This is a genomic window from Pseudomonas sp. Leaf127 (assembly GCF_001423155.1).
Taxonomy (GTDB): Bacteria; Pseudomonadota; Gammaproteobacteria; order Pseudomonadales; family Pseudomonadaceae; genus Aquipseudomonas; species Aquipseudomonas ovata.
Window position 1 is genome coordinate 31154 of the sequence record NZ_LMOA01000025.1, and the last position, 13324, is coordinate 44477.

At 55.6% G+C, this 13324-nt stretch carries 14 protein-coding genes and 1 pseudogene; 13 read left to right on the plus strand and 2 right to left on the minus strand.

Annotated features, from left to right (window positions below; translation table 11 throughout):
* The first annotated feature begins 156 nt into the window (after positions 1 to 156).
* Positions 157 to 1284 carry a mechanosensitive ion channel family protein gene (locus ASF84_RS26235; protein ID WP_056841831.1) on the plus strand — a complete coding sequence of 376 codons (1128 nt, stop codon included), beginning with the start codon at positions 157 to 159 and terminating at the stop codon, positions 1282 to 1284.
* 98 nt (positions 1285 to 1382) lie between these two features.
* Here ASF84_RS26235 and ASF84_RS26240 read toward each other — a convergent pair whose 3' ends face one another.
* The gene (locus ASF84_RS26240) at positions 1383 to 2141 is read right to left on the minus strand and encodes an SDR family oxidoreductase (RefSeq protein ID WP_056841832.1); all 759 of its coding nucleotides are present in this window, start codon (positions 2139 to 2141) and stop codon (positions 1383 to 1385) included.
* Between the two features lie 109 nt (positions 2142 to 2250).
* On the opposite strand from ASF84_RS26240, the gene ASF84_RS26245 reads away from it, so the two are divergent.
* The 12 genes and pseudogenes from ASF84_RS26245 to ASF84_RS28825 form a co-directional block, all read left to right on the plus strand.
* Complete coding sequence (locus tag ASF84_RS26245) at positions 2251 to 2823, plus strand: TetR/AcrR family transcriptional regulator (RefSeq protein WP_056841833.1); 573 nt, start codon at positions 2251 to 2253, stop codon at positions 2821 to 2823.
* A gap of 187 nt (positions 2824 to 3010) precedes the next feature.
* Positions 3011 to 3367, plus strand: coding sequence for a metalloregulator ArsR/SmtB family transcription factor (locus ASF84_RS26250; RefSeq protein WP_056841834.1), 357 nt, complete (start codon positions 3011 to 3013; stop codon positions 3365 to 3367).
* A gap of 26 nt (positions 3368 to 3393) precedes the next feature.
* On the plus strand, positions 3394 to 4677 hold the full coding sequence (locus ASF84_RS26255) for an arsenic transporter (RefSeq protein WP_056841835.1): 1284 nt from the start codon (positions 3394 to 3396) through the stop codon (positions 4675 to 4677).
* 16 nt (positions 4678 to 4693) lie between these two features.
* Positions 4694 to 5164 (plus strand): arsenate reductase ArsC, encoded by a 471-nt coding sequence (locus tag ASF84_RS26260; RefSeq protein ID WP_056841836.1) that lies wholly within the window; start codon positions 4694 to 4696, stop codon positions 5162 to 5164.
* A 51-nt stretch (positions 5165 to 5215) separates the two neighbouring features.
* The gene (arsH, locus tag ASF84_RS26265; RefSeq protein WP_056841837.1) at positions 5216 to 5929 is read left to right on the plus strand and encodes an arsenical resistance protein ArsH; all 714 of its coding nucleotides are present in this window, start codon (positions 5216 to 5218) and stop codon (positions 5927 to 5929) included.
* 290 nt (positions 5930 to 6219) lie between these two features.
* The gene (locus ASF84_RS26270; RefSeq protein WP_056841838.1) at positions 6220 to 7479 is read left to right on the plus strand and encodes a tyrosine-type recombinase/integrase; all 1260 of its coding nucleotides are present in this window, start codon (positions 6220 to 6222) and stop codon (positions 7477 to 7479) included.
* A complete protein-coding gene (locus tag ASF84_RS26275) occupies positions 7480 to 7971 on the plus strand; it encodes a hypothetical protein (protein WP_056841839.1) in 492 nt (163 codons plus the stop codon).
* Positions 7972 to 8098: 127 nt separating this feature from the next.
* Positions 8099 to 8296 carry a helix-turn-helix transcriptional regulator gene (locus tag ASF84_RS26280; RefSeq protein WP_056842004.1) on the plus strand — a complete coding sequence of 66 codons (198 nt, stop codon included), beginning with the start codon at positions 8099 to 8101 and terminating at the stop codon, positions 8294 to 8296.
* Positions 8297 to 8555: 259 nt separating this feature from the next.
* A complete protein-coding gene (locus tag ASF84_RS26285; protein ID WP_056841840.1) occupies positions 8556 to 9506 on the plus strand; it encodes a HamA C-terminal domain-containing protein in 951 nt (316 codons plus the stop codon).
* Entirely contained in the window at positions 9503 to 12103 is a 2601-nt protein-coding gene (locus tag ASF84_RS26290; protein ID WP_056841841.1) for a DEAD/DEAH box helicase, read from the plus strand. Before ASF84_RS26285 ends, ASF84_RS26290 begins: the two co-directional genes overlap by 4 nt.
* A 101-nt stretch (positions 12104 to 12204) precedes the next feature.
* Positions 12205 to 12426, plus strand: coding sequence for a DCL family protein (locus ASF84_RS28820; RefSeq protein WP_236709485.1), 222 nt, complete (start codon positions 12205 to 12207; stop codon positions 12424 to 12426).
* A 76-nt stretch (positions 12427 to 12502) separates the two neighbouring features.
* Positions 12503 to 12790: pseudogene (locus ASF84_RS28825) on the plus strand (IS66 family transposase); the annotation flags it as partial.
* A gap of 53 nt (positions 12791 to 12843) precedes the next feature.
* Here ASF84_RS28825 and tnpA read toward each other — a convergent pair.
* The gene (tnpA, locus tag ASF84_RS28830) at positions 12844 to 13176 is read right to left on the minus strand and encodes an IS66-like element accessory protein TnpA (RefSeq protein WP_156684402.1); all 333 of its coding nucleotides are present in this window, start codon (positions 13174 to 13176) and stop codon (positions 12844 to 12846) included.
* Positions 13177 to 13324: the final 148 nt, after the last annotated feature.

The following is a 13324-nucleotide window of genomic DNA, read 5'->3' on the forward strand; positions in this document are numbered from 1 at the left end:
CGTTCAGCCCGATTCATTGAACGCTCAGGTACACCTGCCGACTAAGTCCCAACAAGCCACCTGATTCTGGATGCAGGCCAGGTGGTGTTTTACCTGACTGCACGTGATGCCTGCGATACCGCAGGCGGAGCCTGCAGACGTTGATAGGGGGCTTCAATGACTGAGGGTTTGACAGGACTTTTCACGCACTACACGGTTTTGGGAATCTCGCTGGCAAGCTGGATTTTTGCATTCTGCGCCGCCACGTTGAGCTATATTCTGGCCAGAACCGCGATTCGTTTCGTGCTCAAGCGCATACAGGCACGATCAACCACCGCCAATGGCCATTTGAGCCATATCGCAGGCCAGGTGCTTTCAGGCACCAGCCACACACTGCTGCTTCTGGCATCGATCCTGATCGGCATCGGCATTCTCGATCTACCCGAGCGTTGGCTCGGTCGCGTCAGCAGCCTCTGGTTTGTCGTGGCTGCCTTGCAGGTCGGACTCTGGCTGAACCGGGCCATCGCGCTGGCCCTGCATCGCTACTTTTCTCGCCACAGTGGCGTCGGTGCTTTTCAGGCCAGCGCCCTGGCGACCTTGAGCCTCTGGGGCGCCAAGGTATTGCTCTGGGCGGTGGTCCTGTTGGCGATGCTGTCGAATGTGGGGGTGAACATCACGGCCTTCGTGGCCAGCCTGGGTGTAGGCGGTATTGCCGTTGCCCTGGCGGTACAGAACATTCTGAGTGATGTATTCGCGTCGCTGTCGATCGCGGTCGACAAGCCGTTTGAAGTGGGTGACTTCATTGTCGTGGGTGCGCTCGCTGGCACCGTTGAACATGTTGGTCTGAAAACCACGCGTATCAGAAGCCTGGGTGGCGAGCAGATTGTAATGGCCAACGCCGACATGATTGGCAGCACCATCCAGAACTACAAGCGGCTTCAGGAACGCCGTATCGTCTTCGAGTTTCGCCTGACCTATGACTGCTCGGCCGAGCAGATCAGGCAAGTCACGCAGCGGGTCGAAGCGATCATCAGGCGCGAGGAAAAGGCCAGGTTCGACCGCTGCCATTTCAGAAGCTTTGGTGAGCATGCGCTGGAGTTTGAAACGGTGTACATCGTTCTGGACGCCAGTTACAACGTCTACATGGACGTGCAACAGACCATCAATCTGCAGATCATGGAAATGATTGCCGAGGTCGAAGCCCGCTTCGCTTTCCCTTCGCGTACCGTCTATGTCGCTTCCTTGCCCGAGCCGGCATCGACCGGCCAGACCCTGCAGAAAGCGTCGCGCTCCGAACATGCCTAGTTGTCAGGGCATGCGCCTTGCCTGGATGACGATGTGCAGCGACAAGCAGATGCCATCTGCCCAAGGCGATGGCATCGGGTGCTATCTCAATGGGACCATCAGGGTGCCGGTGGCTTATAGCCTGACAGCATTTTCAGCACCTGGTCATGTGAGCCGGTTGCTTCAGCAAAGCGCAGCGGCCTGGCACGCTCGACCACAAGTTCGTGCGGGGTCGGATTGATCTTGAGCTGCTCGAAGATCTCATCGAGGAACGCCTCCAGCGGCATGGCGTTTTCATCATTTTCCTGCCCCAGTAAAGAGGTGCGCACACCGGGTGGGGCAAGCTCGATCACCTCGACCGACGAATGCTCCAATTGCACCCGCAGACTTTGGGTGAATGAATGGACAGCCGCTTTGGTGGCGCTGTAGGTCGGTGTTGCAGGCAGCGGGACGAATGCCAGCGCCGAGCTGACATTGATGATCGTGGCACTGGGCTGGCTGATCAAGTGTGGCGTAAATGCATACACCATGCGGATGGTGCCAAGCAGGTTGGTGGTCACGGTATCTTCGGCCGTGCTCAGATTGTCCGGATTGGCCAGGTCCTCCCACAGCATGATGCCGGCGTTGTTTATAAGGACATTCAGGTCCGGGTGACTGCTTTTAAGCGCTTCGCTGTTGCGCTGGATGGATTCCGGGTCGCAGACGTCCAGCAATACCGACTCGATGCCTGGATGCTGCGCCACGATTTTGTCGAGCAAGGCCTGGCGACGTCCCGCGATAATGACCTTGTTGCCTGCCTGATGGAGCCTGAGCGCCAGACCCAGGCCTATGCCTGAGGTGCCGCCGGTAACCAGAATCGTATTGCCAGTGCTGTTCATAGTAAACTCCAGAAGGATCCGCAACCGGACAATTGTCCATTTGCGAAATCTACCGGACAGTTGTCCGCTTTACAATGAGATATTGCGTAATCAAGGAAAAGCTTTACCCATGAGTGACGAGTTGGTGATGCGTTCTGACGCCCGCAAGAACCGCGAGCGGATACTGCAGGTCGCGGTGGTCGAACTGACCCTTGACCCCGCCGTTCCCCTGAACGCGATTGCGAAGAAAGCCGGGGTAGGGCAGGGCACGTTCTATCGCCACTTCGCTACCCGGGAAAGCCTGGTATTCGAGGTCTATCAGTTCGAAATGCAGCAGGTGGCCTCAATGGCGGAGCAACTGCTCGCGACAATGCCCCCTAAAGAGGCCTTGCGAGAGTGGATGGACCGCCTCGCTGAATACGCAATGACCAAGGCGGGTCTTGCGACGGCCATACGACAAGCCGCCTCGGCTTACGAATTTCCAGGAAAATCGGGATATGCCCCGATCCAGGCTGCCGCCGAGCTGCTGTTAAGGGCAAACGAGCAGGCCGGTACGATTCGTAGCGGGGTCACGCACGATGACTTCTTTCTGGCTATTGCCGGCCTGTGGCAAGTAGATGCCCAGAGCGAATGGCGGCCGCGTCTCGCCAGATTGATGGACCTGGTAATGGACGGTTTGTGCGCTGGTAGCCGCAAGGGCTGAGCGATGAGCTGGTGTTGACTATCAAAACGACAATTTGCGCATTTTGATATCTGCTTTACTGCATATTCGATAAAACGTATATTCGATTTTCCGTATGCAGTAGCCAGGCGATGAGCCCATGCACTCATGACATTCACGAACACATCAAGCCCTTCGTGTTGGTCAAGCCCTGAAAACCGGAGAGTCCATGACCGAGCCCATGACCCCCACCACACTGTTCAAGTGCCTGGCAGATGACACGCGCACCAGAATCACGTTGCTGGTCGTCAGTGAAGGCGAGCTGTGCGTCTGTGAGCTCACCGCTGCGCTGGAACTGAGCCAGCCCAAGATTTCTCGTCATCTGGCGTTGCTTCGTTCAGCCGGTCTGTTGATGGACCGTCGCCAGGGGCAATGGGTGTACTACCGACTGCACCCTGACCTGCCCGACTGGGTGACGGCTGTATTGAAAGACGTTGTGGATGCCAATCAGCACTGGCTGGAGGCCGAAGCCAGGCGCCTGTGCCGTATGGATGGTCGTCCCGTCAATCAGGCCCTGTGTGACTGACGCCCACTCCAGAATGAGTTGTTGAAATGCTGATTGCCGTTCTGATTTTCATCATCACCATTACGCTGGTCATCTGGCAGCCCAAAGGCTTGGGCGTCGGCTGGAGTGCGGCCCTGGGTGCGGTTCTGGCCCTGTTGAGCGGCGTGGTCAGCCTGGGCGATATCCCTGCGGTCTGGCACATCGTCTGGAATGCCACGGCGACATTCATTGCCGTGATCATCATCAGCCTGCTGCTCGATGAGGCCGGTTTTTTCGAATGGGCCGCCTTGCATGTGGCTCGCTGGGGTGGCGGCAGTACACGCAAGCTTTTCGCGTTCATCATCTTGCTGGGTGCAGCCGTCTCGGCGCTGTTTGCCAATGATGGTGCGGCGCTGATCCTCACCCCGATTGTCATTGCGATGTTGCTGGCGCTGCGCTTTTCACCGGCTGCCACACTGGCATTTGTCATGGCGGCCGGATTTATTGCCGACACGGCCAGCCTGCCTCTGGTGGTATCAAACCTGGTGAACATCGTTTCAGCTGACTACTTCGGGATTGGCTTCAACGAGTACGCCTCAGTCATGGTGCCGGTAAACATTGTCAGCGTGGCGGCGACTCTGGCCATGCTGATGTGGTTCTTTCGCAAAGAACTGCCCAACGCCTACGACCTCAATCAACTGGAGCCTCCAGAGGCGGCTATTCGCGACCGCGCTACGTTTGTTGCTGGCGGGTGGGTGCTGGTGCTGTTGTTGGTGGGCTTTTTCGTCATCGAGCCTTTGGGTGTACCGGTCAGCGCTATTGCAGCGGTGTGCGCAGTCATCCTCTATGCCATTGCAGCCCGTGGCCACGCGATTGACACCGCTAAGGTGCTCAAAGGCGCGCCCTGGCAGGTAGTGATTTTCTCGCTGGGCATGTACCTCGTCGTCTACGGCCTGAAGAACGCCGGCCTGACCGATTACATCGCGCAGATCCTCAACGTGTTTGCCGGTTATGGCGTCTGGGGAGCGTCGCTGGGCACAGGCCTGCTGACCGCCTTGCTGTCTTCGATCATGAACAATATGCCTACGGTGCTGGTGGGCGCCTTGTCGATCCATGCCGCCGACGCCGATGGCGTGGTTCAGCAAGCGATGATCTACGCCAACATCATTGGCTGCGACCTTGGCCCGAAGATCACGCCGATTGGCAGCCTGGCCACACTGTTGTGGCTGCATGTGCTGGCCAGAAAGGACATCACGATCAGTTGGGGTTACTACTTCAAGACCGGGATTGTGCTGACCCTGCCCATCCTGATCGCCACGCTTTGCGCCCTGGCCGTGCGCCTCAGTTTCTGAATCAAGGAATCGCCCGATGAAAGTGTTGTTCATGTGCACCCACAACAGCTGTCGCAGCATCCTGAGCGAAGCGCTGTTCAATCATCTGGCGCCGTCCGGTATTGAGGCGGTCAGCTCCGGAAGTTTTCCAAGCGGGCGTGTCAATGCCCGAGCGCTACAGACCCTCGAAGCGGCTGGTATCTCCACGCAAGGGCTGAGCAGCAAGTCTTCGGATGCCTTTGCAGGCTCGCCGCCAGACATCGTGATTACCGTCTGCGACAGAGCGGCCGGCGAAGCTTGCCCGGTGTTTTTCGGTCCGGCGCTGAAGGCGCACTGGGGGCTGGCGGATCCGTCAGAAGCGACGGGAACGGAGGCGCAAGTGAAGGCTGCGTTCGAATCGACGCTGGCCCGCATCCAGGCGCGTGTAAGTGCGTTCCTGGCTCTGCCTCTGCACACCATGAGTGTTGATGCGCTCAAGACTGAACTGAGCCGGATCGGGACTCTTTAAGATCAAGCGCGCACTGTGGCTGGGCTCAACCGCCCAGTCGAGGGGAGTTATATGCAGGATGAATTACCGAACGTACAAGCCGATCTGATCGATACGCCATCGTTGGAGCAACTGACACCGCGTGCCCCGTCACTTCATAAACCCAGGATCCTGCTTCTGTACGGCTCGACCCGAGAGCGCTCCTTCAGCCGGTTGGTCACAGAAGAAGCTGCGCGTCTGCTGGAGGCCCTTGGCGCTGAAACCAGGCTCTTCAACCCGTCAGGCCTGCCATTGCCGGATGATGCTCCCGACACCCACCCGAAGGTTGTGGAGCTGCGCGAACTGATGCAGTGGTCCGAAGGGCAAGTGTGGTGCTCTCCTGAACGACACGGCGCCATGAGCGCAGTATTCAAGGCTCAGATCGACTGGGTGCCACTGGCCATCGGCGCTGTACGGCCCACTCAGGGCAAGACGCTCGCGGTGATGCAGGTCTGCGGCGGCTCGCAATCGTTCAACGTCGTCAACCAACTGCGGGTGCTGGGGCGCTGGATGCGCATGTTCACCATCCCCAACCAGTCATCGGTGGCCAAAGCGTTCGCAGAGTTTGATCAAGCTGGCCGGATGAAGCCCTCTTCCTACTACGACCGCCTGGTGGATGTGATGGAAGAACTGATGAAGTTCACCCTGTTGCTGCGTGATCGCCAGGACTATCTGGTGGATCGATATTCCGAACGCAAGGAGTCGGCCGAGGCGCTGTCCAGTCGCGTCAATCAGCGCTCCATCTGATCAGCCTTACAGCGCGGGCCAACAACCTGAGTCAGGTTACGATCTGCGGTAGGGCCAGGACGGAAACTCCTGAAACGGGGAAATTCAGACATTAAAAAGCCGGCTTGTGGCCGGTTTATATATTCTCCATAGAACTCCAGTGTACATATAAGAGATGCTTGCAAAGCCTAGGTTTTACTGGGGTTTACGTGTATCTTCGTCCGCTGAAATCCAGACCCCTCCAACAAAAGCCAGCCTCTAAAGTATGGGCTGAAGTGTGGGCTGGAAGGATCGGGTATGCGGAGATATGCATGAGCAAGCTGACTGTCAAAGCCATCGAGAAACTCACGAGAGCGGGCTCCAAGAGCTTGACCTCGGATGGTAATGGCTTGTACTTCAAGGTCGGGGCAACGGGCGGCACCAGTTGGATTTTCCGCTACAAATTCAACAAGTCGTCCACCGATATGGGATTGGGCGGATACCCTTCGGTTTCGTTGTCAGATGCGCGCGGTAAAGCCTCGGATGCGCGCAAGCTACTGGCCAATGGTATTAATCCAAAAGCGGCGCGCGATTCTGAGCGTGAGCGCCTGAGTAGTGAGCTTCGTGCCGAGGACGCCAAGCGGGTTGTATTCGAGCAGATGGCCAATGAGTATGCAGAGGCTCATGGCCCTGGCTGGTCTGATAAGTGGCGAAGGGGCTGGCTACGCAAGTTGGAGTTATATGCCTTCGACATACTCGGAAAGCTGCCAGTAGGCGAGATCGAGACCGACCATGTACTGAGGGTGCTGAAACCGATTTGGCTAACCAAGACTCGGACTGCTGATGAGGTTCGAGGGCAAATCGAGCTGGTCCTGGACGCAGCTAAAGCACGCAACCTCCGGCAAGGTGAAAACCCAGCCCGCTGGCGCGGTCACCTGGACAAGCTGTTAAGCCGAGCCGAAAAGAAAAAGGCCCGGATACGAGAGCATTTCCCTGCTATGAGTTGGCAAGAGGTGCCTGCTCTGATGGCCAGACTTGCCGAAATCGAATTCCGCGCCGCAGTGGCGGCTCGTTTGCTGATCTTGACGGCATCTCGAGCTCACATGGTGCAGGCTGCCAGATGGTCGGAGTTCAACCTGCAAACCGGAATTTGGACCCTGCCTGCCGAACGCATGAAAATGAGAAAAGCGTTCAGCATTCCATTAGCACCAGAGGTCGTGGCAATGCTTGAGGCTTTGCCGCGTATTGAAGAAAGTAACTTTCTTTTCCCTGGTCGTGGAGCCAGTGGAATCATGCACGCCAATGCCATTCGTAATTTATTGCATGACATGGGGCATGCTGACATCACTCGGCACGGCTTCCGCAGCTCGTTTCGTGATTGGGCTGGGGAATGCACTCATCATCCGCGTGAGGTCTGTGAGCTAGCTCTCGCTCATGATGAACGAGACCAGACCGAAGGCGCTTACTCCCGCTCAGACCTCTTCAACAAGCGTCGGCTGCTGATGGAAGCTTGGGCGAAGTTTGTTACCACTCCTACCCTTGGCGATGTTATGCACCTTGAGCTAAAGCAGGCTCAGCAAGGAGCAGGCTGAATGGATAGCGAGGCGATTGCCGGACTGCTTTTAACGTTTGCGCCAGCACATGTCTTGGAAGGGCTTGAACTCAACAGTGATAACGCTGTGGATTGGATGAAAGAGGTGGATCAGTGGGACGAATTTAGTCGTATCGAAACTGCTGCCTTGGCTCTTTACTACAGCGCGCGTAAAGGACCTCACCGAGCCAAGTATGACGGTACGGTGCCGGTGAGCTTGAATCTCATCCACTGCTTGGTGCAGATGGCGAGAGCAGAAGAGTTCGGCACGACTGAGGGTTTGCTCGACGAACTGGCCAGCGAGCGGAAGACCATCGCCTTAGATAAGAAACGGGCCACCGTTGCGAAGAATAGATCGAAAAAGTCAGTGCCCACATGGCATGAGGAAGCGCTTGAACTGGCTGCGAAGAAACTCCCCGCATCGGTAATCGCTAGGCGTCTTGAAAAATCTGCGTCTCAGGTGAGAAGGGTTCTGAGCAAAGCCAAAAAATAAATGCGCGCATTATCTTAACGTGCGCGTTTGCATGCGTAGCTTTCACTGCCATGACGTCCATTGAGCGCCAGCAAGGCGTAAGGGTTTAGCAGTGAAGCAGATCGAACGAGACTTCCCGACTGTGTCCATGTCGCGCAGCGCCCGCCGTATCATGCGCTTGGCCGAAACTGAGCAGATGAGCGGTTTCCGGCGCAGTCATATCTATGCGCTGATGAAAGAGGGCGGTTTCCCTCAGGCTAAGCGCATCGGGCGGCGGGCGGTGGGTTGGGACTCCCTTGAGGTGGAGCAGTGGGTTGCTGAACGACTTGGTGTCGTTGGCGGATAAAGGCTAGGCCTACAGGTGATTGAAACATGGGCAAAGACAGTCATGTCAGTAAAGGGGCTCTCTGGTAAGCCATGCGTTTCGGTTCCTGAACGAGCCCCATGAAAGACAGCGCACCGTTTTCCCTTTGGGTAAGGGGTACCCACACAGAAAATGAGCCAGATAGGTGCGTTAGCGAGCCCGTGGACTAAGGAAGCGCGGGCGGTTACATTTGCTGCTAATACCCATCTGAAGGCAGCCGGGTAGATGCCATGGAGGCCACTTGTCAACCATCACTCCCAACGATCTCGAATCTGCTCTTACAGGAGATCCAGAAGCGCTTGAGGTTCACCTTGAGCTCGTAGAACGTGACGTACTCATTGACGGACATTTGGTCAAGATTCACTGTCACTGTCTTTCGGTGGATGGTAACGGCCGTGTTCAACCACGCCGGTTAGCAGAGTTCATGCGAAATACCGTTGCTGATTATGCGATCCCACGCTCGAAGCTCGCTGAGGCGAAAGCGCGAGATCGTAGGTTCAATAGCACCGAGGCAGTCGCCGAGCTCGTTGAGCGGGCCAAACGCTCGTTTACTGATTTGACGAACACCGGCGAAGGTGGAGAGATGCTGCTGTTTCTGCTGGCGGAGCGCTTCCTCAAACTGCCACAGATTCTCTGCAAGATGGATCTCAAGACAGATAATCGTATGCACTATCACGGCGCGGATGGAGTGTATGCAGGGGTGACACCGGAAGGTATCTTGAAACTCTACTGGGGCGAATCGAAAGTCTACGGGGATGCAAGTTCTGCGATTCGCGACTGTTTCAATTCCCTTGCCCCCTTCCTTATCGAGCACGAACACGAAGAGGCGGAACGGGAAAGTGATCTGATACTCCTGAGTGACAAGGCTGACCTTAGTAATCCAGCACTCACCGATGCGCTCAAAAAGTATTTTGATAAATCGTCGGTTATGTCTAAACGGGTTCAGTATTGCGGTGTTGTCCTTGTGGGTTTCGACGCACCGTTCTATCCCAAAGGCGATGCGAAGGGGGTTGCGGAAGAGATCGTTAAGGCATCCCGCGCGGAATTGACTAGTTGGAGTAAAAGCATCGGGAATCGGCTTAAGCTCGAGAAGCTTGAGCAGATGGAAATCGAGGTGTTCTGTGTACCTCTGCCGTCGGCCGAAGGTTTCCGCGCCGCATTCCTCAAAGCGATGGGGATTAAGGACGAATGAGCCTCGCCAACCTCCAATCGTGGCTTCTCCAAGAAGGTATTCGGGAAGATCTCGATGCGGTCACTCGATTCACCGTGCGCAATGAACTTGATAATTTGGTGCTCGACCTTTCCGCACCGACAGCTTCGGTTATTGATTGGCCTAGGTTGTTACTCGCTGGCAGCATTCTGGCGCGATCCGATCAAAGGGGCGATCAAGAAGCAGCGCTCCGAATTGCAACTGCTGCAATTTCATTGACGGACAATCAGGCATTTAAAGACGCAGGTGCTGTACTTTTGGGCAAGCTCTCAAACTTCCGGGCTATTGCATTAGCCACTGATCGGGGCTTGGTAGAATCCGGCCTTGACGGACGGTTGGGGGTTGCTTTGCGCCTCGAAGCTCAGCGTCGTGAAATGGACCGTTCCATCCTGGTGCAATCTAGCGGCGCCTGGCTACAAGTAAACGACTTTCAGCAACGCTTTTGGATCAATGCTGCCGGTGACCGCTGGCTTTCGGCATCAGCACCTACGGCCTCTGGCAAGACGTTTCTTGTACTTCAGTGGCTGATCGACCAAGTGATTACGGGCGAAACTCGGGTAGCGGTCTATCTCGCCCCAACCCGCGCGCTGGTCTCCGAGATAGAGACCAACCTCAAGGGACTTCTAGGTAATACCGAGCTAATCGAGGTGTCGTCTCTTCCGCTTGCCGATAAGTACAAAGCTGCTCGCACTGGCGGCGCGCGAGTGATTCTTGTGTTCACTCAGGAACGGTTGCACCTTCTCGCGAATGTGCTCAATGATGTGTTCTCTATCGACCTACTTATTGTGGACGAGGCGCACAAAATCGGTGATAACCAGCGTGGTGTAATTTTACAGGATGCGGTAGAGCGGGCTACCCGTGCAAATCCTAAGTTGAAGGCTGTGTTTTTAAGCCCAGCGACCCAAAACCCCGAAGAGTTGCTTATGGATGCGCCTGTTGGTGTGCAGACCATTGCTGTTGATAGCGACTCCTCCACGGTCCTTCAGAATCTGATGGTCGCCACCCAGATGCCGCGAAAATCGAAGCTCTGGACGCTTACTCTTCGGCAGCAGGGTTCGACACTTCCAGTAGGAACACTTCAGCTCGCGAGCACGCCGGATGGACTAAAAAAGCGCCTTGCGTTTATCGCTGCGGCTGCCGGAGAGAGAGGTGGTACGCTTGTCTACACGAATGGTGCTAGTGAGGCGGAAGATGTCGCGGATCTGATCAGCCAACTTTTACCCAAGCTTGGATTCATCGATTGGGAGCTCTCACAGCTCGCTGAGCTTGCTCGGAAGGGCGTGCATCAGGATTTCCGCCTTGCACCTTTAGTTGAGCTAGGGGTCGCGTTTCACTATGGCAACATGCCATCCTTGCTTAGGCTAGAGATAGAGCGACTATTTCGGACAGGGAAGATTCGCTTCCTTGTATGCACTTCAACTTTGATTGAAGGCGTGAACCTGTCGTGTCGCACAATCGTGGTGCGCGGACCTCGCAAGGGGAAGGGGCACCCGATGGAACCGCACGATTTCTGGAACTTGGCTGGACGCGCGGGCCGATGGGGTGACGAGTTCCAAGGAAACATCATCTGCATCGATCCTGAGGATAGGCAGGCTTGGCCCTCTGGAGTTCCCAGCCGCGCACGCTATCCCATTAAACGGGAAAGCGACGCTGTTCTCGAACTGGGTGACAGCATGGCGGACTATCTCTTGCGTCGTGGACAATCAGATCTGTCCAGCATCGAAGATGCTGATACGTTCGAGCAGGTTGGCGCCTATCTGCTCACTACCTTCATGCGACTTGGTTCTATATCAGCAGCAAGCCTCGCGAAACGCCATGACGCTGCGTCAATAGCGAAGCTTGACGAGGCTCTCAGTGCCTTGGTGACGCAGATTGAAATCAACATAGATTTGGCCGCTCGGCACCCAGGTGTGAGCGCAGTTGGCCTTCAGCGTCTTCTCGAAGCTTTCCGCTCCTACGAAGGTGATGTCGAAAACCTGCTTCCGGCCGAAGTGGCGAGTAATGACAGCTACGACCGATTTATCACTATTATGACGAGGATCAACAAACACTTGTTTCTCGCCTTCACCCCTGAGAATCGTATCAGGCTTTTTGCGTTGATCATCTTCAAATGGCTAAAGGGTTACTCGTTGGCCAGGATCATCCGCGATAGCATCGAATGGCACCAAGACGTAGGCAGGTCTTTCAAGCTCCCGGAGCTTATCCGAAGCACGATGGAGCTAGTAGAGCAGATTGCGCGCTTTAAGGCGCCGAAGTACTTTTCCGCTTATATGGATGTGCTGCATCTGCATCTTAACGAGATTGGCCGTAAAGACTTGATTGATGACGGTTTGGATATCGGAACCCAACTTGAGTTCGGCGTTTCATCGACGACGCTTCTTTCGCTCATGGAGCTCGGCCTTTCCCGAATGAGCGCGGTCGCTTTGTACGAGAAAATTGCCCGCGACGACCTGAACAAAGAGGGATGCGTATTGTGGATCTCCGAGCGTGTAGGGCAACTTCATGTAATGGATATCCCAGCCATCATCATTCGCGAGGTACGCGAACGTCTCGCGCTACCTGGCGACGTTGCCACATAATCCCACCGCTGAATTGGAGGTTACACATGCCCGCGAAGCCCATCACACTAGGTCCCCTGCAATTCGAAAAGAGAGGGGACGCAGTCGCACACCTAACGGCAATGCTTCACCGGTATGACGTAGGTGATCGTGTCAATGCTGGCGACGCAGTGATATTGCGAGCGGCGTTGGAGAATCATCCAAAAGCCGCCGAAAAAATTGGGTGTGGTATCACCGACTTCAGTGTTCGAAGTGCTGACTTCGGCACTAAGTGCTTCTGGGTTAATCGTTTTGACGGAACGACCGAAAAGTTTTCCATCAAAGGTTCGATCCACGGTAGCTAGCCTTAAAGGAAATGCAGGGCTTGCCTCGCTGTTTTAGGAATGTACCCAAGCCCTGATGGCCTCATGGCGTTCGCCGCTTGTACCCGAAGGTTCGGTAATCAGCAGAGAACTTGAATACAGCCTGAAACGCTGGGCAGCACTGTCACGCTACCTCAATGACGGGGCTGTACCCATAGACAAAAATTGGGCAGAAACCCAAGTCAGGTCATGGGCTCTCGGGTGCAAGAACTGGCTCTTTTCTGGACCGCTTCGCAGCGGTAAACGTGCGGCAGCGATCATGAGCTTGATCCAGTCTGCGCGGCTGACTGGCCATGATCCGTATGCGTATTTAAAGGACGTACTAACTGGGCTAGGCACAGTGCGTACCGGCGCGCATGTCCATGGGCTCGATGGCGAGCCAGATGGTGTCGATGCGAATCATCGCAGCAGGTCTCGCAGAAAAGCGGAACATGCCGCTGCATTTTCTGCCGGCCAACTCGCCACAACTACGCCTTTTGAATGAGGCACTTCGATCCTGATCGTGGCACGAAGGACTTGATGCACTGCTGGCGCTGGCAATGACTTGACCGGGATGAAGGCGGTTTGCAGCGCCAGAGTTTTCTGTGCATGCACCCGAATCCATTTATGGACGAGGTTGGTGTTGAGATTGTGGGTCAAAGCGACATTGGCAATCGAGATGTCAGGTTGCGCACATTCGGCAATGACTTGGGCCTTGAAGGTTTTGGAATAGGAACGACGTTGTTGTAGCATGGGCGTCCGCTTAAAAAGGCTAAGAATGGTGTCCACTTAAATTAGGTGGACACCATCGCCTTAAGCTATGGCATCAGGAAGGTGTATTGACCGTACACTTATCGGGCAACGCATGCTAGACCTGTGGGCAGGTGCGACAAATGCTCAC